General features: G+C 62.0%; 15 protein-coding genes. 4 read left to right on the forward strand and 11 right to left on the reverse strand.

Annotated features, from left to right (window positions below):
• Positions 1 to 97: 97 nt before the first annotated feature.
• On the reverse strand, positions 98 to 1603 hold the full coding sequence (locus tag JQ553_RS32650) for a hypothetical protein (RefSeq protein WP_212504189.1): 1506 nt from the start codon (positions 1601 to 1603) through the stop codon (positions 98 to 100).
• Positions 1604 to 1962: 359 nt separating this feature from the next.
• Here JQ553_RS32650 and JQ553_RS32655 point away from each other — a divergent pair, with 359 nt between their 5' ends.
• The gene (locus tag JQ553_RS32655) at positions 1963 to 2637 is read left to right on the forward strand and encodes a TetR/AcrR family transcriptional regulator (protein WP_212504190.1); all 675 of its coding nucleotides are present in this window, start codon (positions 1963 to 1965) and stop codon (positions 2635 to 2637) included.
• A gap of 53 nt (positions 2638 to 2690) precedes the next feature.
• Here the strand turns inward: JQ553_RS32655 and pyk are convergent, their stop codons facing one another.
• Positions 2691 to 4127: a pyruvate kinase gene (pyk, locus tag JQ553_RS32660; protein ID WP_212504191.1), complete on the reverse strand. Its 1437-nt coding sequence runs from the start codon at positions 4125 to 4127 to the stop codon at positions 2691 to 2693.
• Positions 4124 to 4663: a DUF1036 domain-containing protein gene (locus JQ553_RS32665; protein ID WP_212504232.1), complete on the reverse strand. Its 540-nt coding sequence runs from the start codon at positions 4661 to 4663 to the stop codon at positions 4124 to 4126. The genes pyk and JQ553_RS32665 overlap by 4 nt, the downstream gene beginning before the upstream one ends.
• Positions 4664 to 4912: 249 nt before the next feature.
• Between JQ553_RS32665 and JQ553_RS32670 the strand changes: the two genes are divergently transcribed.
• From JQ553_RS32670 to JQ553_RS32680, 3 genes are all read left to right on the forward strand, one after another.
• Positions 4913 to 5218 carry a DUF1244 domain-containing protein gene (locus tag JQ553_RS32670; RefSeq protein WP_212504192.1) on the forward strand — a complete coding sequence of 102 codons (306 nt, stop codon included), beginning with the start codon at positions 4913 to 4915 and terminating at the stop codon, positions 5216 to 5218.
• Positions 5219 to 5432: 214 nt separating this feature from the next.
• A complete protein-coding gene (locus JQ553_RS32675) occupies positions 5433 to 5702 on the forward strand; it encodes a DUF2312 domain-containing protein (RefSeq protein ID WP_212504193.1) in 270 nt (89 codons plus the stop codon).
• An 89-nt stretch (positions 5703 to 5791) separates the two neighbouring features.
• Positions 5792 to 7561: an adenylate/guanylate cyclase domain-containing protein gene (locus JQ553_RS32680; protein WP_212504194.1), complete on the forward strand. Its 1770-nt coding sequence runs from the start codon at positions 5792 to 5794 to the stop codon at positions 7559 to 7561.
• Between the two features lie 100 nt (positions 7562 to 7661).
• On the opposite strand, the gene JQ553_RS32685 is transcribed toward JQ553_RS32680, so the two are convergent.
• From JQ553_RS32685 to JQ553_RS32720, 8 genes are all read right to left on the reverse strand, one after another.
• A complete protein-coding gene (locus JQ553_RS32685) occupies positions 7662 to 8093 on the reverse strand; it encodes a hypothetical protein (protein WP_312015222.1) in 432 nt (143 codons plus the stop codon).
• A 3-nt stretch (positions 8094 to 8096) separates the two neighbouring features.
• Positions 8097 to 8345 carry a GMC oxidoreductase gene (locus JQ553_RS32690; RefSeq protein ID WP_212504195.1) on the reverse strand — a complete coding sequence of 83 codons (249 nt, stop codon included), beginning with the start codon at positions 8343 to 8345 and terminating at the stop codon, positions 8097 to 8099.
• Positions 8346 to 8435: 90 nt separating this feature from the next.
• Positions 8436 to 8660, reverse strand: a complete 225-nt coding sequence (locus JQ553_RS32695) for an NAD(P)-binding protein (RefSeq protein ID WP_212504196.1) — start codon at positions 8658 to 8660, stop codon at positions 8436 to 8438.
• 13 nt (positions 8661 to 8673) lie between these two features.
• Positions 8674 to 11121 (reverse strand): hypothetical protein, encoded by a 2448-nt coding sequence (locus tag JQ553_RS32700; RefSeq protein ID WP_212504197.1) that lies wholly within the window; start codon positions 11119 to 11121, stop codon positions 8674 to 8676.
• 80 nt (positions 11122 to 11201) lie between these two features.
• Entirely contained in the window at positions 11202 to 13589 is a 2388-nt protein-coding gene (locus JQ553_RS32705; RefSeq protein WP_212504198.1) for a patatin-like phospholipase family protein, read from the reverse strand.
• A gap of 772 nt (positions 13590 to 14361) precedes the next feature.
• Complete coding sequence (locus JQ553_RS32710) at positions 14362 to 15969, reverse strand: DUF882 domain-containing protein (protein ID WP_212504199.1); 1608 nt, start codon at positions 15967 to 15969, stop codon at positions 14362 to 14364.
• 264 nt (positions 15970 to 16233) lie between these two features.
• Complete coding sequence (locus JQ553_RS32715; protein ID WP_212504200.1) at positions 16234 to 18432, reverse strand: murein L,D-transpeptidase; 2199 nt, start codon at positions 18430 to 18432, stop codon at positions 16234 to 16236.
• 320 nt (positions 18433 to 18752) lie between these two features.
• A complete protein-coding gene (locus JQ553_RS32720) occupies positions 18753 to 20240 on the reverse strand; it encodes a sigma-54 dependent transcriptional regulator (protein ID WP_212504201.1) in 1488 nt (495 codons plus the stop codon).
• Between the last annotated feature and the right edge of the window lie 23 nt (positions 20241 to 20263).

Below are 20263 nucleotides of genomic sequence, written 5' to 3' on the forward strand. Positions count from 1 at the left end.
TCGAGCGGAGTGGAGCCCGGTTCGCGTGAGGAAGACGCGCCAATACAGCAGGCTAGCTTGGAGCTTCCGTTCTGATTCAATCAGAATGGACACTGCTCTAATTTGAACTCATTGCACCCCGAAGTTCGCTCGTCTTCGTCTCGTCCGATCGGACATGGATGACGGCGAGGTCGTCCTTGTAGAGCCGCTTCCAGCCCTTGACGTGATCCAGTGCATATCCCGCCGGAGACGTCGGATTGAGCAGCGTGGCATCGATCTGGTATTTGTCGAGCAGGTTCAGCAACTGCCCTACGTTGCGCGCCTCGGTCGCATCGAAATAATCGAGCACATACTGCTCGCCATACAGCTCCGCGCGGCCATCGATGAAGACCTTCATGTCGCGGCTGACCATGTAGCCGCCGAATGGGGCGGTGCTGAAGACGCGACGCGCCTGGCGCTGCTGGAGAAGATCGACCGCCGCAACGGGAGTGACGCTGCGGAGGAACATGAAGGGATGCTGCGCCACGAAGATCTTGGTCGTGGTCCATCCCCCGACCACGATCGCGATCGCGGCCAGGATCGTAATAAAGGGTACCGATCGGGTCTCCTCGAAGCGGGAGTCGGCGACTTCGCCGGTTCCCCATTGTTCGGCGATCGGCTTCGCCAGGACGAGAGGCGCTACGAAGGCGAACACTTCGATATTCCGAACATGCGTCAGCGCCATCCAGATCAGGCCGAGTAGTAGCAGGATGCGCGGCACGGATAGCGTCAGCTTGCGATAGAAGGCGACGCCGATGAGGCCGAGCAGCGTGGCTTCGAAGAAGCTGAACGTGCTGAAGTCGACGGGCATCCACTCCCAGATCAACGACAGCAACTTGCCGAGGCTGAGAATCTTCATCGCGCCAACAAGACTGTTCCAGCCATAGGGCGTCAGGCAACTCGCGGCGATCGCAGCCAGGCCGAACAGGCCCCAGCGCATGGCAAGCCGAAGGCGGCGGCAAGGCTCGACATGCCACACCGCCTCGAGACCGATCGGGCCAATCAGCGCCAGTCCCAGCACGAAGCCGCCATGCAGATTGGCCCACAGCGTCATCAGCGGCAGCAGAAACCAGGATGGATGCGTGCGACGATCCGCAGCCGCCATCAGCCCGCCGAGGAAAGCGAGCAACACCGGCAGCGCCAGCACGTGTGGCCGCGCGAACATGTGCGTCGTCGACAGCAACAACGCAAGCGCGGCGAGCATGATGGTGCGCGCAGGATCGATATAAGGGTCCAGGAGATGGAGGAAGATTGCGACCGTGGCACCGATTGCGAGCGACGAGAGGATCACCGGTCCCGCCCAATCGCCCGGCCCGTAGGCGATGGCATACAACACCTGCGACAGCCATGAACTCGAGATCCAGGGTTCGCCGTATCGCGTGAACGAGAACACGTCCGTGACAGGCATGGCGCCGTGTTCGAGGATCCACTGCCCTACCTTGATCTGCCAGATGGAGTCGGAATCGCGCAGCAGGATTTCACCCGCCGACAGGAAGAACAGGTAGACGCCCGCGCCGGCGCAGAGCGGTATCAGTCCTCGCGCCACGCTGCGGCTAATCACGCTGTTGGTGATGGAAATTGACATGGGCTTGCTACTCGATCGGGAACATCCATGGGCGACGTCGGCTGCGACGTTTCACCCAACTGAACATGGCGGCCTATAAATTCGGGTAAATTTGGTGCCCGACCAGCAACGGCACGGGGACTGGCCCGATTTGTCGGAGGTATCATCAAGCCGTTAATGGCTGGCAGCTTTCAGAGCGGTGCGCCCGCATTTGGGCGACGTGCCGTTGTCGCAAATCCTTACAAATCCACCTTGTCTTTCGGTCTGAATAGGTGTTCACTTCTTGCGGTGATTGACGCTCAATCACTCAAAACATTGAAGATGCGCGCGTTCTGCCGGTGGGCGCCGGTAGGACGTGCCGCTAGGGACGGAACAACGCCATGGTTTATCGGCGAACCCATCAGGTCGTAAAACGGCTGGCTGCCCGTCGCAGCGCAATCCTGTCGGCAGCGCGGGACGCCGCGGCTGACGGTGGCATGGCGGCGGTACAGATCGCACCGGTTGCGGTCCGCGCCAATGTCGCGGCCGGCACGGTCTATCGTTATTTCCCATCCAAGGCTGAACTGATCTCGGAACTGATCGCCGACGTCTCGCGAGACGAGCTTGCGGCGATCCGCCGCGCCGCCGATGCTGCGCCGGGGCCGTCGTCAGCGCTGGCCGCTGCCATCACCACAATAGCCGTCCACGTGCTGTCGCATCGCAAGCTCGCCTGGGGCATTCTGGCCGAGCCGGTCGATGTCGACGTCACCGCGTCGCGGCTTGCCAGCCGCCGCGATATCGCCGGTGAGCTAGCCATCCGCATTGATGCCGCGGTGCGCGCCGGTCATCTGCCGACCCAGGACACTGCACTTGCGGCCACGGCATTGCTCGGTGCCTTGCACGAGGCCCTGGTCGGGCCGCTGGCGTCCACCAATCTCGACGATCCCGTCAAGATGCGTGACGCGGTACAGACCGTAACGCTGCTTGCGCTGCGCGCCGTTGGCGTGATGGATGCGCGCGCCCGCGGCCTCGTGGTGCAAGCGACGATGCCGGCGAAGGCGCTGGTCGGGGCTTAATGCGTTGTCGGCTCTGATTCGATGAGCCGATAACGCTCTGGCATTATAGGCCCTCAGATGTTGGCGTCGCTCTGCGAGCCGACGGTGGCGATGCGTACCATGTTGGTGGTGCCGGGTGTGCCGAGCGGCACGCCGGCGACGATGATGATGCGCTGCCCGGCGCGGGCAAAGCCGTCGCGGAAGGCGATCGAGCCCGCGCGGTCGACCATGTCGTCGAGATCGTGCGCGTCCTCGGCGACGACGCAATGCACGCCCCAGACCGCCGACAGCTTGCGTCCGGTCGCGAGATTCGGCGTGATCGCGACAACCGGCAGGCGCGGCCGCTCGCGCGCGACGCGGATCGCGGTCGAACCGGAATCGGTCCAGCAGATGATCGCGGAGAGTTCGAGCGTCTCGGCGATCTGGCGCGCGGCGTCGGCAATGGCGTCGCCGACCGTCGGCTCCGGATCGACGCGCTGCGCGTTGATGCCACCGCGATAGTTCGGGTCACGCTCCACTTCCTCGCCGATGCGATTCATGGTCGCGACCGCTTCGACTGGGAACTTCCCGGCGGCCGATTCCGCCGACAGCATGATGGCGTCGGCACCTTCGTAAACGGCGGTGGCGACGTCCGAGACCTCGGCGCGTGTCGGCACCGGAGACTGGATCATCGATTCCAGCATCTGGGTCGCGATCACCACGGGCTTGCCGGCGCGCCGCGCCATGCGGGTCATCTGTTTCTGAAGGCTCGGCACCCGCTCCAGCGGCAACTCGACGCCCAAGTCGCCGCGCGCCACCATCAGCGCGTCCGACGCCTCGATGATGTCGGCGAGGCGGTCGATTGCCTGTGGCTTTTCGATCTTCGCCATCACGGCGGCACGGCCGCGGATCATCTTCCTGGCCTCGTGCACGTCCTCGGCGCGCTGGACGAAGGAGAGCGCGATCCAGTCGATGCCCGTCGTCACCGCGGCCTCGAGATCGGCGCGATCCTTCGGCGTCATCGCCGAAACCGGCAGATCGGTGTCGGGCAGGCTGACGCCCTTGCGGTCCGACATCTTGCCGCCGATCACCACGCGCGTCACCGCGCGCTCGGGCGAGGTTTCCTCGGCGATCAAGCGGACCTTGCCGTCGTCGAGCAGTAGCGCATGTCCTGGCCGCAGCGCCGCAAGGATTTCCGGATGCGGGAGATGGACGCGGCTGTTGTCACCCGGCGTCTTGTCGGAATCGAGGACGAAGCTCTGGCCGTTGTTGAGCTGGATCGAACCGTTCTCGAACGCTCCGAGGCGCAGCTTCGGTCCCTGCAGGTCGACCAGGATGCCGATCGGACGGCCGTAGCTGCTCTCGACATTGCGGATCGTATTGACCAGCTCCCGCATCTTGTCGTGCGGGGTGTGGCTCATGTTGATGCGGAACACATCGGCTCCCGCCTCGAACAGCTTGCGGATCATCGCGCTGTCAGAAGAGGCTGGACCGAGGGTTGCGAGGATCTTGATGCGACGCAGACGTCTCATTGTTTGTTTCCGGGCGGCGTTGCGGCTGGCGGCAGACCCGGCGTGCCTGGCGGATTTGGCAGGCCGGGCACCGGTCCGGGGCCGCCCGGAGCTACTCCTCCCGGCATTCCCGGCAGTTTCGGCGGCGGTTGCTCGTTTGCCTCGGTTAGTTGGACGGTCCATGCGCGCTGCTCGCCGGTGTCGACCTCGAAAAAGCCGGTACGGTCGTAGCCGCGCGCCAGGCAGTTTTCGGTGCCCTTGATGGTAAATTCCTTGTCACGCGAGCACATGAAGGCCTGGCCGGACCATTCGCCGCCGCGGTCATAGTCGAGCGCGTAGATGTAATAGTAACGCGCAACCAGATTGCCGCGCAGCAGCGTCTCGCAGCTCCGCGACGACACGTTCCACCAGCCCTCGGTGGTCCAGCCCTCGGCGTCCTTGTAGCCCAGCGCAATCCCGACCCGGCTCGCCGTGTTGTTGCAGAGGCGGAAATCGGCGGCTGCCGGGCTGGCCCACAGGCACGCCGCGAGAACCAGCGTCGGCAGCAGGGCGGCCATGGCCAGGCCGGCGGAGGCGGGGGAAGGTGAGGCGGGGGAGTCTGTTGCAGTCATGCGGCGAAGCTATATCAACTCGTTGACGATTTCGCGTGCGTCGGTGGAACTGTCAACGGGGGTGGTGGCATTTCCCACGCTACGGGAAACCGGCGCAAGCGATCTGGTCCGGTATTTGCGCGGCGATATGGCAAAATCTGTGACAATTCCCATGTGGGTTCAATATGGTGCTGATGACACACCGGGACGACGGCAATGAGCATTGACGACAAAACCAGAACAGAACTCGAAGCAGCGGTTTTCCGGCGCCTGGTCAACCATCTGCGTGACCGGGCCGACGTCCAGAACATCGATCTGATGAACCTGGCCGGCTTCTGCCGCAACTGCCTGTCCAACTGGATGAAGGAGGAGGCCGACGCCAAGGGCATAGCCGTCAGCAAGGATGAGAGCCGCGAGGCGGTCTACGGCATGCCGTATGAGGAGTGGAAGGCCAAGTATCAGGGCAGCGCAACCCCGGAGCAGCTTGCCGCGATGAAGAAGGCCCAACCGGGCCATTCGTGATTACCGTCCTTCGGACCCGCGAATCACTTCAATTCCGCGCCCATCTCTGGAGAAGGGCATGCTTGTGCGCAGCGCCGCATCTTCTGTGGGCGCGCTGTGGATGAACGCGATGTCTCCTTGACGGGAGGCGCCCCAAAATCGAGGGTCAACCGCAACAAGCGGTGCGCGGGACGCGTAATCGCGCACGTAGTCAATGCCAGTTCAGGAGTACGCGATGGTCACGTCTGCCGCCGTCAAGGAAGAGCCCGCAACCCGATTTGCAAAGGACCAGCTCAAGTCCATCATCGAGCGCATCGAGCGGCTGGAGGAAGAGAAGAAGACGATCTCAGACGACATTCGCGACGTCTATGCCGAGAGCAAGGGCAATGGTTTCGACGTCAAGGCGCTGCGTGCCATCATTCGCCTGCGCAAGCAGGATCCGGACGAGCGCCAGGAGCAGGAAACCATCCTCGAAACCTATATGCAGGCGCTCGGGATGCTGTGAGCCGCCGGGCCTTCCCAGCCCCGGCTCGTGACTTGGCCAAATCCCCGGATTTGCTAGACTGCCTCGTGAGGTAACCGGGCAGACCGCGGATGGATGTGCCAGGACCAGAGCGACGACTCGCTGCGGTCCTCGCGGCTGACATGGTCGGCTTTAGCCGGCTCATGGAGGCCGACGAGACGGGTACGCTTGCGCGCCTGAAGACGCATCGGATCGAATTGATCGATCCGGTCATCGGCAAAAATCGTGGCCGTATCATCAAGACCACGGGCGACGGGCTGCTGGTGGAGTTTCACAGCGTCGTCGATGCGGTGCTGTGCGCGGCTGAGATTCAGCGCCGGATGGCCAAACGCAATACAGACGTCGCGCCGGCGCGATGGATGCAGTTTCGCATCGGCATCAATCTCGGCGATGTGATCGTCGACGGCAACGACATCTTCGGCGACGGCGTCAATGTCGCGTCCCGCCTGGAAGTGCTTGCCGAGCCCGGCGGCATCTGCGTTTCGGGCGCGGTGCGTGATCAGGTCGGGGATCGCTTGGAGGATCTGACCTTCGAGGATCTCGGCGAGCAGGCCGTCAAGAACATCGTCCGCCCGATCCGGGTCTTCCGTGTCCGCCTTGACACGGATTCGGCGACGGCCCCCGAGCACTCTGAGACATCAGCGGCAGAGCCCGCGGTCGCCAGAAAACCGTCAATTGCGGTCCTGCCGCTTGCCAACATGAGCGGCGATCCCGAGCAGGAGTTCTTCGCTGACGGCCTCACCGAGGACATCATCACCGAGCTGTCGCGTTTCCACGATCTGCTCGTGATCTCGCGCAACTCGGCCTTCGTGTACAAGGGCAAGGCCGTGAAGGTACAGGACGTCGCCAAGGAGTTCGCTGTCGATTATGTGCTGGAAGGCAGCGTACGAAAGGCGGGCGGCCGCATTCGTGTCACTGTGCAGCTGATCGACGCCGAGGCCGACCGGCATGTCTGGGCGGAGCGCTACGACCGCGAGCTTGCCGATGTCTTCGCCATCCAGGACGAGATGACGCGCGCGATCGTGGCAACGCTACCGGGCCGCGTCGAGGCGGCAGCCCATGACCGTGTCAATCGCAAGCCGACCGAAAACATGGCGGCTTACGAGTGCGTGCTCGCCGCCAAGGTGCTGCACCATCGTTCGGCACGAGACGACAATGCGGAAGCGCAGCGTCTGCTCGAACGGGCCATCGCGCTCGACCCGAACTATGCTCATGCGCACGCCTGGCGGGCCTGCGTGCTCGGGCAGACATGGGTCTATAATTGGTGCGACGATCGCGACGCGACCTTTGACCAGGTGGCCGCGGAGCTCGAGATCGCCCTCAAGCTCGACGACAACGACAGCGACGTGCACCGGATCCTCGCCGCGCTGAACCTGAACCGCGACGATCATGACAAGGCAGCCTACCATCAGGAGCGTGCCCTGGCGCTCAATCCCAATTACGACCTCGTGGTCGTGCAACAGGGCGAGCTTCTGACCTGGCTGGGGCGGCCGGAGGAGGGCATCGACTGGATCAAGCGGGCGATGCGCCTCAACCCGTACCACCCGGAGCGTTTCTGGAGCCATCTCGGCCGGGCCTGCTATTGCGCCGAGAAATACGCCGATGCGGCCGACGCTTTCTCGCGCATCACGCGGCCCGACTATACCCATCACGCCTTCCTCGCGGCGACATTGGCGCAGATGGGCAACGCAGTGGCGGCCACCGCACACGCGGCAGAGGTGTTGAAGCGCGAGCCGGCGTTCTCAGTCGCCGCTCATCTCTCGACCCAACATTACAAGCGCGAACCCGACCGGGCGCGCTATGAGGCCGGCCTGCTCAAGGCGGGACTGCCGGCGACATGATCGCATTGTGTTCCCATATCTTTGTTCGAGCATGATCTCCGCGCAAACGCTCCGCGTTTGTCGCGAGGGAAAACCGCGACACACTTTTCCGGATCATGCCCTAAAAGTGCAGCGCGAAATGAAAGAGCCGCGTCCTTCCCGCGAAGACCTGCCCCAGATAGATGGCGGGCTCGATCATCCTGATCTCGTCTCGGATCCACCCCGCAACGATTGACGTTTCGGAATAGTCGAGCACGATGCATTCCCTGCCGTCAAACCAGCTTTCCGCCTTGTAGACCTTGGCAACGATCGCGGCGATGCCAAGGGGCGAGATCATGTTCTTCAGAAGACCGGCTCTCGCATCGAAAATCTTGCCTTGCCAGGCAAAATGGCTGACGAACGAGGCGATCAGTGGCGCAATAGGAGTTGCCTCGACGATCAACGCGGTTCCTCGCCCTTCACCATCGGGTATGTCGCCTGGAGGGCTGTTGGCAAACAGCTCGTCGAGTTGGCTTGATGTCATCTTCAGCAATTGCTGGATTTGATACGCCACCCGTCACGTCCCCTCGTTCCTGTTAGCATCGGTCAGAATGACCTCCGCCGCCTTCTCGGCGGCGATGCACACCGCGCTCGCGATGAAGAATCCGGGAATGCGCGGGAAGATGGAGGCATCGACGACACGGAGGCCGCGCGTCCCGTGAACTTTGAAGCGAGAATCGACGACGCCGTTGCGATCACGCGGACCGATCGCACAAGTGCCGCAGGCATGATGTCCCCAAGCATTGTCCCGAACAAATTGGGCCAATCCTGATCATGCGGAGCGACAAATATCATCGCATTATGCGCGGTGCAGCCGCCGAGAGTGCTGGCCCGCGGGTAGAGGGCACCACGCTTGTCACTCTTCGGATCGCGGCGCTGGATGCTCCGTAGCGAGCGGATGGAAAGCCGGCACGTCATACGCATCCGGGAGACCGGGCGCATCGATCAGCTCAGAATCGCCGCCAGCTTCAAGCAGAATAACCTGCCAACCGGCTTCTGCGAGGCGGGCAGCGACCGTTCCGCCGCCGGCGCCCGAGCCGACAACGACGTAGTGGCAATCGACCTCGTCCGCAATCGTCATCAGACGAGATCGCCTAGAACGTCCTGATGAATTCGATGAGCGCGCGCTTGTCGTCGTCGCCCAAAGGCGGCTCGTCGGGGGCCATGGCCGTACCGAAATAATGCCCCCGATTGACCACGAAATCGCGACACTTGTTGAGCTCTAGCAGCGGCTCCTTGAGGTTGGAAAAGATCTTGATCAACTCTTGATCGCTTGCCGACTTCGGCATGGCGATCAGATCGAGCTTCAATTTGACCAAAAGCTCGACAATTTGCGCGAGGTGCTCGACTCGACGCAGCGGGTCTGACGTTTCCGCCAAGGGCTGAAGATTGGCAAGTAGATTGACCGGCACGCCCGCAGGAATGGGACCGATCACGATTGTGCCGTCCGGATCCATGATTTTCGGGAGCAGATTGCGCACCGGAGCGTCGAGTATACGCAAGAGATCCGGTTGGAAGCCAACAGGGATTCTGATGTAGCTCCGTGTCGTAGTGCGATCGATGAAACCCGAAATCGTGCTGCCCAAGACCGGGTCTTTAGCGCGCTTCTCTGGCCAGAGAAGTTGCTCGATCGAGGCGTTGAAGACCCTTATCCGCGCGTCCACCGAGGGATCCTGCTCGAACGGGCCCAAACTGTTGTTGAGCAGGAATGGCGCCGTCGACCACGCACTGATGAGTGAAGGCGGCCTTGTGTATCCGCGCCCGCCCGCGGGCATCTGGTAGGTCTGTGGGGCTCCCGTGAACGGGTCGTCGATCGTGATCGACCCAACTGAGGGCAGGTCCTTGTAGGACTGCGAAGAGAAGTTATCCCAAATGTTCCCGGAAATCGCATTCGTCGCAAGCGGACTGCATGCGTTGGTCTGTAACAAGGTAACCGGCACACGCAAATCACTTGATAGGTAGTTGCCGTCGAGAAAATCGGGAGCGTTGACGATCGCAAGCATCTTTTGCTTGAACTCGTCGGTCTTCGTTGAAGCCCAGTATCTGTTCCAGCACGCCAGATAGTCTGGCCCGTTGCACCCTCTCGGATCGAGCCCTTCGGCCATCGGGGGCAGCTTGCTGGAATGGCATCGAGCGCAGGTATCGGCGAACGCTCGCTTGCCTCGATCGAGCACGGCCCGATCCGTCGACAGGTATCTCGCGCCTCCTGGCGCATCGGCCAGATGATCGAGAGAAGCCGATGCTTTGGCCAGAAACAGCGCCATTGACGGAGTCGAGGCCTCCGTGGCGCGCCAGTAAACGGAATTTCGTTCGGCAACCGAAATCGACATCGGATTGATTGGCTTTCCGCCGACCACCGCATTGAAATGGAGCAACCATTCTTCGCTGAACAGACCGATATTCAAGTAGACGCGGTTCAGCGCGCCCAGCACACCGACCGAATCGGAGCCGTCTTTGAGCACACGTGGCGTAAAGACGGTGTCAGGCTTGGCAAAATATCTGGTCAGTGGTCCGTCAGGAAGGAAGTCGTTGAACTGCTTGTTGAGCAGTTGCGGTCCGATCAACGTTTCGCGCCCCCAGCGCAAGGAGTTGTCAAGCCGAGGACCGAGCGCGTAGATCGCGTTCATGGTTCGAGGGTTGTTGATGTTGTCGGTCGAAATCAAGGAGGTGTCCATGGCCCCGGGCCGATACGTATGGACCAACTGCTCCATGAAATTGGAGGCCTGAGAGCCATAAACGAAAATTCTGTCCACCCACAGGTATTGAGCGCCGACGGTTGAACTCAGGTTCGACCATTGCGGACGCGCGGGATCGGCGGGCGGTTTGATGGGGCTCGGACCAACATGACAAAATCCGCACGACATGCCGACGCGATAGGGCCGGACGAGGTTCTTGTCGTTATAGTAGGTGGGGTCGTTGAAGTATCGGACCGGGTCCCAGCGCTTTGCGGCAACCTCATCAAAGTCGGGGTTGGGGAACAGCCGAAGGCCGACGATACCGCTCGGCTCGCCATAATACGAGCCGACTGGAACCGTCTTGCCGCGCGATCCGATAGCTACGCCAGGATACTTGTCCGGATTGCTGAACGGATCAGCCGGACAGTCGGCCCGTCGCTTGTCGAGGAGCAGGCCGAACCGCTGAGGATCAGGTGCACTCGGCGCATCAAAGCACGGCTCGTTGATCACCCCAAGACTGGTCCATCGTCTGCCGCGATCGATCTTTGACTTAGGATCGTAGGCGACGATCTTCAGCAGGTCGAGCGCACCAAACGTACTCGTTGTCATGCCGTCCCAGAACCGGTCGTTGCCGCCGGTCCAGAGAATCCACATATCGCGGCCCTTGACCTCCTCCGGAGTAAGCTTGATGCCGCCATCCATGTCTTGAAAATAATCTTCGTCCGCCGAGGAAAATGATGCAACGGTGCGTCCGACCGATTGTGCCTCGTCGACCACTTGTCCGGACCGAGGCAGGCTGTCGAAGGCCATCAGGGGAATGCAGAAAAGGATCGCCAAGGTTGATGGTATGGTAGATCTGATCGACATGGAGTTGCTCTTCTGACGTGATCTCGCGTGTTGTTCGGCGGGCTTTCTGCTGCGGGAAAGAAGATACCTTCGCAGGATCGTCATCCGAATATGTCGAGCATCCTTCTTTCGAGCGGAATGGCCGTCTTGTCACCCTGCCACGGCACCAACTCCGGCTTCATTGCAACCTTGTCGGCGCGGTTGAACGCGGAGTTGACTGCATGAAATCCAAGGGCTCGATAGACCTCGAACTGTTCCTCCGAGAAGAACTGATCCAATGTCGTCTCGTGAGGAAAATCGGGATGACGACGCTTATAGTCCACGATGTAGTCGTTCTCGTCGCCGGTGAACGAAGACTTCACATAGAGCAGCACGCCGGTGCTATCGTCCTCGTCCGTCTCGCCGACCTTCCGGGGATAATGGATAGTGCCGAGGGCACAGTGCGGTCCGTGAGCTGCCTGGCTTGGCGACAGTCCGCCACTCGCTGCGATCTCCTCCGAAGCGCGCCGGCTCGCGTCGCGCAAGGCAGTCCACGGAAGATCAATTCGAATGCCGAAATCAATGCGCGCATAACGCTCGAGAGTCACAAGGTCACCAAACGACATTTCTGGATCGGCGTCGCCATCTATGACGACGATCATCTTGCAGCGGCGGCGCAACAACTCGTAGAGCCCGAGGTTTTCGATGTGTCCTCCATCCGTGATGTACACGGTGTCACTCTCCTCGCTCAGCAAGCCGAAGAGTTCTTTCAAAAAGTAGAGACGATCGAACAAGTGCGCGATCCATGACTTTTCGAGCAGACCGGCGACCTTGCGCGGGTTGACCAGCCAATACCCCAAGCGAACGTTAAGAATGGACAGCGCCGGGACCAGAGACTTGATCGTGTCCGATCCCATATTCGCCGAGGCCGCCGCGCCGGATACCGCCATAGCCGTCGCTACCGTAAGTCGCCTCAGCTTCTTTTCCATCAGTGGGGTTTCGACGTAGCCGGTGGCTTCACTTCCCGTGAACAACGGGCTGAAGATGAAGAAATCGGCGTCACGACCGCGGCGGTTGGCGTATTTGGAGGCCCTGATGTTCAGGGCTGTGTTTATTAAATGGTACGGCGCATGCGCTGTGGTCAAACTGCTGATCCGCTTGCCATCCAATGGAAGCAGATCACAACCGTGCCAGGCGGTATCAGCCTCGACGCTGCCGGTCTCAGCTAGGCGTCTCCAGATACTCTTCGTCATCCGTCGATTGGGATTGAACAGGAACGCCTTGCTCAGGCGATCCCGATAGAGCTGATGGAGAGAATTTGCGTTGGCGCCGAGGCATGCACCGACAGCCAAAAGAAGGACGGCAACTTCAACATAGAGCGCTAGAACGCTTCCGCCGCGGTACGGGGTCGCCTGGGAGAGCGACTTCAGCCAATTCTGCGGATGGTCGGGATCGTGAGCCTCGATACCCCAATAGGTAAGATAGAAGTAGATCAGCCACAGTGCCAAAGGCACGGCAATCCCCGCTGCGTACATGGCAAGCTTGATCGCAAGCTGAGCGACGATCGCCGTCGATCCGAACCTTTGCTTCGCGCGCTTTAGAGCGTTGGCCAGAAAGCTGCTCAAGAAGCCGACGAGAGCCCCGAAGCCGGCAAGGACCCCCGCGACGGTACTCAGCCACTTTGCGGTGGCGGCGAAGAAGCCGCCAGCGCTGTCAATCGAGTGCCCTATCAGAAAGAAGCCGGCTATCAGCAATGGCTGTACCTCGACGATTGCCGTCGCAAGCACGATGACCAGCAGGACTCCAAAGAAGCGGGCGCCAAGGCCGATATCGGAAGCATTACGCCCCAAAGGCATCGATCGCCACAGCGCCCAGGAAGCCAGGAGGACGCCGACAATCGAAAGTGCGCCGAGCAGAAACTTGAAATCGTATGCGGTTACGCCGCGAACGCCGATCGGTGGCAGGGCAGCCTGATCCGGATAAAGCGCGATCGTAACCGCAGCTTCCAGCAGGAGCCAAGGCATCACAAGCACGACATTTGCGAGGAGGCCGCGCAGATAAATGGCGACGTTTGAGAAGATGTTGAGGACGCCCTGCGGAAAAAGATAGTTCGCATGGTCGCGGATGTGTTGAACGCCGGCTTCCTCACCTTCGGATAGCTTGGTCGCAAACGGAAATTTATCGGTGGCGCTTTCGCTCATGGCGGCCGTCATCGATATTCCAATATAGCCTCCGCCGGAGACGCTTGAGAGATAGTCAAATTTGCTCATCAAGCCATGCAAATTGAGCGCCTGCATCGCTCCGAGACAGAACGCGGCCGATCGTATTCCACCACCGGATAGCGCAAGGCCGATCAGCTTTGACTCAGGCGTCGGACGCAATACCGGCGTTCCATTCTGCTGGCGCTCCTCTTCCTCGAGCGTGACGGACCCTCGACTCTGCAGCCTGCGGCGCTCATTTATAGCCCTGACCTCGAGCGCAAAGATCTCGTGGAAGCTCTTGATACCCATCTGCGGCACTATCGATCAGCGTTCTCAAGCGGCCTCACGAGACGGTCAACGCCGCAAAAACCGAGTCTGGTATCGCCTGGCAGTCAAAAAGATCGACGCATCGCCTCTCGCCCTTGAGAGTCGATTGATTTGCTGAAGGGCGCCAATCTAATCCTTCGGATCCAAAATTCCGCTTTGCTCGCCTGGGATTCAAATTCATGACAAATGTCCACACGCTTCGGTCTGGCGCGCCCGGCGTAATCATCGCCGCGATCATCGCCGACTGAGACGCTGCGAAGGTTGGACGACCCTCGCTACACCATCATTTCGTTTGTTGGCGAACGACGTTACAGATGAAATCGGCGCGTTCGCTCCATCAGAAATGAGCGGCGCAGTCATCTGATTCTATGGGATCGCAAATCGTCGCTCTCCCACATCTGGCCGCTTCAATTCATTTGCATGGGCGCCGCGCAAGCGCATTCGCTTGAGACGGCTCACCTTGCGGAAGCCGACGAATGTACTGGCGACGCGCGCCATCAAGACGGATTCGGGCGGTGTGAACTTTTGTTCACGCCCGGGGGGCCGAGCTAAAAAACGATTCATCCGGCCGAACTGACCTCAATCCGAACGTAGAGGTCCTCGCCAAGCTCAAACATCTGACACGAGCCGCAGAGCCTCGCGATGTCGAGGCAACCTGGCGAGAGGTCGGCGAACCGCTCGAGCTCTGCTCAAGCCACGAGTGCGCCAACTATCTCAAAAATTCGAGCTATGTTTCCGCGTAAGAACTTCTCGCTCAGCGCAGCGACGCGGTGCGCATCACGAACGACCGGGTCGTCAGAGCGGCGGTGGCCGAGCCGGAAAATTGATCGCAGGTCATGCCCATCATCGGATCATCCGAGAAGGTCATGGCGACCGCAGTCTGCGGCTTGACGAAATGGGCGCGCATCAGGCTCAGGTCGGCGTCTCCAAGCACGGTGGTCAGCATGCCGCCGCTGGCGCTCGGCGCCAGCATCACCACGCGCATCCAGACGTCGTTACCCTTGGCGGCGGCGATCCGCGCGGATGTGGTAACGATGCTTGGGCCCTGCTGCGCGCCCTTCGGCACCACCGTATTGATCTCGGTGGCGGCTGCCGCCGCATTGCGGGTCGGGCGCACATTGCGCGGGATCGGCGCCGACGCCGTCACGATGTTGGCGCGGTCCACCTGCTGAGAGGTGGCCGGGGCGTAAGCGAGCGCTTTGTTGAAGTTCTCCGACACGCTGGCGGTTGATTGCGGGTCGGTGGTGGCGGCGATCGCCTCGCGTGCCTTCAGTGCCGCGATCTGCGCAGGCGATGCCTGCTTCGGTGCGGTCGCCTCGTCACCCCAGAAGCCACGGGCATTGATGATATCGGCGGGTGATTGCGGTTTCGGCTCGGTCTTGTCGGCGGCCTGGGTCTGGACCGGCGGCTTTGTTTTGGACGCCGGCTCGATCTGCGCGTCGGCTGCAGCGAGCTGGATGGCGGCGGCGATCTGCGGCTTGGCGCGCGGCACCGGAATCGGGTCGGTGGCCTTGGCGGGCGCTGCGGCTGCGACCACGGTATTGGCTGCGGATTTCCCGTTCACGACGGGAGCACCGGCTTCGTCGTCGTCCTCGTTCGATTTACCGATCCCGAACAGCTTGGCGAACAGGTTGGGCCTGGTGATGGTTGCCGCGCCATCGCCATTGCCGCGCCTCTCGACGTCGGCCCTGGCGAGCTCATAGCCTTTCAGCGGATTGCCGTCCGTCGGGATGTGGACCGTGCGGCCATCCGGGAACACCTTGGCCAACTGGTCATGTGTCATGCGCGGCCAGTGGCGGATGCTGCCGGTGTCGAGATGGACAAATGGTGATCCCGAGGTCGGATAGAAGCCGACACCGCCGCGCTGCAGGCGGAGGCCGGCGTAGCGGATCTGCTCCAGCGGCACGCCCGGAATGAAGAAGTCCATCGCGTGCCCCAGCATGTGCTGGCTGTGGCGCGCCACGCCCGAAGAGCGGCGGTGGAGCATCGCGTTGGTGGCGGGAGAGCGGTAGGAGGAGATGATCTGGATCGGCTGCTTACCGTCGACGTCGCGATAGACTTCCCAGAGGATATCGAAGAGGCGACGGTCCATCACCGTCTCATCCTGGGTGCGCCAGTCGCGCAGGAAATGGTTGAGCTGCTTCAGCGCGGCTTCGTCATAGCGGCCGTCGCGTTTGAAGGTGACCGTGAGATCCTCGCCCGAATGGGTATGGTGGAAAGCGAGGGTCCGGGTCTCGTTCAGCGCGGTCGCGTCGTGGACCGATCCGACCCCGGCAAGGAGCAACAGCGAGCTGAGACCGAACTGGCACCCGGTCTTCGACAACGACAGTGGTTTGAAGTGGCGTGCGAAAACAGCCAGCACTATGAGCCCACCCAGTCGACCAGCGTTCCCTCGGCTCCCTCGCAGACCCCCCGCGAAGGACGGTGAACACTTTCTTAAAGCGGGAGGGTTAACCGAGGTTTACCGTCCCGCCCCCAAGTTGGCTTTAACCTAAACGGGTGACTGTGGCGAAAAATTGCTCGGTGCCGCAGCCAGGATGGACAATGGTTAACATAAACGATCCCGCCGAGGGGGCGAGATCGTTGATTTTACACCAAAATTGACCCGAATTTCTCGGTCTGTGGATTAACGCGTGATCACCCGCCGTTGTATGCGACGGCCGGGCTGCGGGGCTGGTTGCAGCTGCGGACCACCGAACAGACGTTCGAAGAACGACGGGCCCGACGACCAGCCAGTGTTGTCGCTCGCGACATTCACGCCCGCCGGCAGGCTGCTGCCCGGCGGGCGCGAGTAGCTCGGCTGCGAATGCGCGACCACCGTTTCGAGATCCTTGCCGCGGCCATTCTTGAGTAGCGACACCATGGTGGCGTCGCGGCCGTAGATGTCCCTGCGGAATTGCAGCTTGCCGGAGTCGTCCACGAACGCCGTCTGATAGGTGATGTTCACCGGGATCGGCGTCTGGAATTTCAGGTCGATCTCGCTTGAACCGTACATGCTTCGCACGCGCTCCGGCGTGTAGTGCTCGTTCGGCGTCGCGATGTTGAGCAGTACCGAGGCGTACTGGTCGGGATTCTGTACCCGCATGCAGCCATGGCTGAAGGCGCGCTCCTCCTTGGCGAATAGATATTTGTCCGGCGTGTCGTGCTGATAGACCAGGAATTTGTTCGGGAAGTTGAAGCGGATGCGTCCGAGCGCGTTCGCTTCGCCCGGCGGCTGCGATATATGGATCGAGCCGTCGCGGTTGCGCTCGAGGCGCAGGCCCATCCGCTGCAGCACGGTCGGATCCTGCTGCAGCGCCGGCAGATACTCGTTGTAGACGATCGAGGGCGGCACGTTCCAGGTCGGATTGACCGTGATGTACTTCATCGTCTCGGTCAGCAGCGGCGTCGCATGCGTGCCGGGCTTGCCCGCGACGACGCGCGTGCTCCACGCTTGCGCGCCGTTGTGCATCACCTTCAGCGTAAAGTCAGGGATATTGAGGATGACATAGGCATTGCCGGCATTCGCCGCGCCGAGTTGGCGTGGCAGCCAGCGCCAGCGTTCCATGTTCACCAGCACGATGTCGATCTGCTTGTCGCGCTTCGGGCTGTTCAGCGCCTTGACCGTACGGTCGTCGAGAACGCCGGTCGGCTTCAGATCGACGCTGTTCTGGAATCTCTCGACCGCGGCGGCTACCGTCGCGTCATACGTGGCGCTCTCGGGGTTTTCGCTGACGCCCAGCCTGTGGCGCAAACCGGGCACGCGCGGATCGTCCATCTCGATCGCCGCCTGCTTCTTGCGCGCCGGCACATACTTCAGCGCAGGTCCCTCGGCGATCTGGACGGAGCCCTCGCCCTGGCCGCGCAGCTCGGCGAGCTTCTTCTTCAGCTCCTTGTAGAGCCTGTGCGGCGGGTTGTAGCTGTCGAGCGCGGCGGACGCGTCCTTGGCGGAGGTGACGTTCGCCAGCACTTCGGCCGGATCGATCGGATGTTCGGGATAGAGGATATCCCCCGAGACCTGAGACCAGTGCATGCGGCCGCTTTGGGCCTGGCGCGCATAGTCCAGCATGCTCGCGACGAGCTTCAGCTCGGCATCGGCCAGCGCATCCGGCGAGGTCGCAGCGGCGAATTCCGGCGCCGGATAGTCGGCCGGATTGAGGCCGTCCGAGGCGGCATCCTTCAGGCGTGCGATGACGCCCTTGCCGGTGTCCGTGAGCTTGCCGGCCTGCGTGAAAACAGGGGCGTACTCGCGGGCCGAATAAAACTTCTCGACGGCCGCGCGTTCGCTCTTGCGGTCGAAGGTCCGCAGTGACTTGTTCGCAAGCATCTCGCGAAGCCTGTCGGCGACGGGCTGATCCTCGGCGGGAACGTTGCTCGCGGCCTTGACTGGTTCAGCGGCGGGAGCCGCAGCGGGTGTTGCCGTCGTCGCGGAAGCCGCGGCGGGCGCGGTTGCCGTCGCAGGTGCGGGCGTTGCTGCGGGCGGCGCAGCGGCCGTGTCGGTCTTTGGCGAATCGGCGGGCTTGCTGTCGGCTGCCGGCGTCGTAGCCAAATCGGCGGGCTTCGGCTCGGCGGTCGCAGCCGTGCTCGGCTCGGCCGGCTTCGCGTTAGGTGCCTTCGCGGAGTCGGGCAGCGCGGCGGTCGTGTCGATCTTGAAATCGCTTGCGGTGGGCGGCGGTACATTGGCGGGCTCGGGCAGCGGGATCGCCGCGTCGATCGCGAGCTCGGCGGCGCTGGCGCGAGGCGTGTCCTGCGCGGCGGCCGGAATCGCTGAAACCGCGAGGAACGTTGCCGCGACGGCCATCAATACGCGGTCAAATCCCTGACGGGCCTTCCAAGAGTCACGCATCGTCACACCCCCCTGGGCGAAACTGCCCCGGCATAGGAACAGTTCAAGTCAGTGTTTGGTTTCAAGCCTGCGCTAACGCTCAGGCTTGATCGAATTTTGGCACGCCTGCACGCAAACCGACGCAGACGATACACGGGCCTCTTCCATGCAACCAGCGCAATGCGGGCAACTTGCGGCAAACTGACCTCGAACCGACTGATTTTGCTCAGTCTGTGTGGTTTTGCCACGCAGCACCGCGTTTGTCTGTCACCGCCGCGCAACGGTCCAACAGCATCCGGCGGCGCCGCCACTTCGCCGCTCCTGACCGAGATCGTTAAGGCTCAATTCGCGTCGGTGGTGCGATCGTCGGCCGCCGCCTCGTCGAGCTTGCGATAGAGTGTCGAGCGGCCGATCTTCAGCCGGCGCGCGACCTCCGACATCTGCCCGCGGTAATGCGAGATCGCAAAGCGGATAATCTCGTTCTCCAGGTCCTCGAGAGGCCGCACGTCGCCGGAGCTGTTCAGCATCGAGAGGCTGCCCGCGATGGGCAAAGGAGCAATCGGTATTTCGCTACCAGAATTCATTGCGGGCGCCGTGGAGGGCGACACGATCAGCGGCTCGCCGGGCACTGTTTTGGCGTCCGCGGCGGCATGCGCCATCGATTGCGGAAAATCGGCCAGCCCGAGCTGTTCGCCGTCGCTCATCACCACGGCGCGATACACGGTGTTCTCGAGCTGGCGGATATTGCCGGGCCAGTCGAGCTGCGCGAGATGCGCCATCGCCTCGCCGCTGATGCCGGTGATGTTGCGGTTCTCCTCGGCGCAGAAGCGCGCCAGGAAATGCCGCAGCAGATGCGGGATATCCTCTCGCCGTTGCCGCAGCGCCGGGATGGTCAACGGCAGCACGTGCAGGCGGTAGAACAGATCCTCACGGAATTGGCCGCCTTTGACGAGGTCGAGCAATTTCCGGTTGGTCGCCGAGATGATGCGGACGTCGACCTTGACCGGCTTGCGTCCGCCGACGGCCTCGACCGTGCCCTCTTGCAGTGCTCGCAGCAATTTTACCTGCGCCGTCAGCGGCAGTTCGCCGACTTCGTCGAGGAAGAGCGTGCCGCCGTGCGCCTCGACGAACTTGCCTTGATGGCGCTCGGTGGCGCCGGTGAAGGCGCCCTTCTCGTGGCCGAACAGGATCGATTCGACGAGGTTGTCGGGGATCGCGCCGCAATTCACTGCGACGAACGGCTTTGACTTGCGCTCGCTGCTGCCGTGGATGGCGCGGGCGAACAACTCCTTGCCGACGCCGGATTCTCCCTCGATCAGCACCGGAATCGCCGAGGAGGCCGCCTTCTGCGCGGTCCGCAGCACGCCGGTCATGGCCTCGCTCCGGGTAATGATGTCGGAAAAGGTCAGCCGTCCCTCGCGGCTGTGACGGATACGCTGCAATTCGCCCTTCAGCGCGGAAGTATTAAGTGCGTTGCGCAAGCAAACCTGCAGCCGTTCGAAGCCGACCGGCTTGACCACGAAATCCTGGGCGCCGGCGCGCATCGCTGACACCACATTGTCGATGCCGCCATGCGCGGTCTGCACGATGACGGGGACGTTCAAACCAGCTTCACGAATCTTTGCGAGGACACCGAGGCCGTCGAGCCCGGGCATCACGAGGTCGAGCACGACGGCGTCGATCGTTCGGGCGTCGGAGGCGGTCAATGCCGATATCGCAGCGTCGCCGCTGTCGACGACGAGGGGGTCATGGCCGCATTTCTGCACCATGTTTTCAACCAAACGGCGCTGTACGGCGTCGTCGTCGGCGATCAAAATGGTCGCAGCCATGGCTTTCCCCGCACCTTACGCTT

This window comes from Bradyrhizobium lablabi (genome assembly GCF_018131005.1).
In the GTDB taxonomy this organism is placed as follows: Bacteria; Pseudomonadota; Alphaproteobacteria; order Rhizobiales; family Xanthobacteraceae; genus Bradyrhizobium; species Bradyrhizobium lablabi_D.

Bases quoted from the DNA above. Each gene is read 5' to 3' on its own strand.
- JQ553_RS32650 (WP_212504189.1), bottom strand. From the start codon at position 1,603: ATGTCAATTTCCATCACCAACAGCGTGATTAGCCGCAGCGTGGCGCGA.
- JQ553_RS32655 (WP_212504190.1), top strand. From the start codon at position 1,963: ATGGTTTATCGGCGAACCCATCAGGTCGTAAAACGGCTGGCTGCCCGT.
- pyk (WP_212504191.1), bottom strand. From the start codon at position 4,127: ATGAGACGTCTGCGTCGCATCAAGATCCTCGCAACCCTCGGTCCAGCC.
- JQ553_RS32665 (WP_212504232.1), bottom strand. From the start codon at position 4,663: ATGGCCGCCCTGCTGCCGACGCTGGTTCTCGCGGCGTGCCTGTGGGCC.
- JQ553_RS32670 (WP_212504192.1), top strand. From the start codon at position 4,913: ATGAGCATTGACGACAAAACCAGAACAGAACTCGAAGCAGCGGTTTTC.
- JQ553_RS32675 (WP_212504193.1), top strand. From the start codon at position 5,433: ATGGTCACGTCTGCCGCCGTCAAGGAAGAGCCCGCAACCCGATTTGCA.
- JQ553_RS32680 (WP_212504194.1), top strand. From the start codon at position 5,792: ATGGATGTGCCAGGACCAGAGCGACGACTCGCTGCGGTCCTCGCGGCT.
- JQ553_RS32695 (WP_212504196.1), bottom strand. From the start codon at position 8,660: ATGACGATTGCGGACGAGGTCGATTGCCACTACGTCGTTGTCGGCTCG.
- JQ553_RS32700 (WP_212504197.1), bottom strand. From the start codon at position 11,121: ATGTCGATCAGATCTACCATACCATCAACCTTGGCGATCCTTTTCTGC.
- JQ553_RS32705 (WP_212504198.1), bottom strand. From the start codon at position 13,589: ATGGGTATCAAGAGCTTCCACGAGATCTTTGCGCTCGAGGTCAGGGCT.
- JQ553_RS32715 (WP_212504200.1), bottom strand. From the start codon at position 18,432: ATGCGTGACTCTTGGAAGGCCCGTCAGGGATTTGACCGCGTATTGATG.
- JQ553_RS32720 (WP_212504201.1), bottom strand. From the start codon at position 20,240: ATGGCTGCGACCATTTTGATCGCCGACGACGACGCCGTACAGCGCCGT.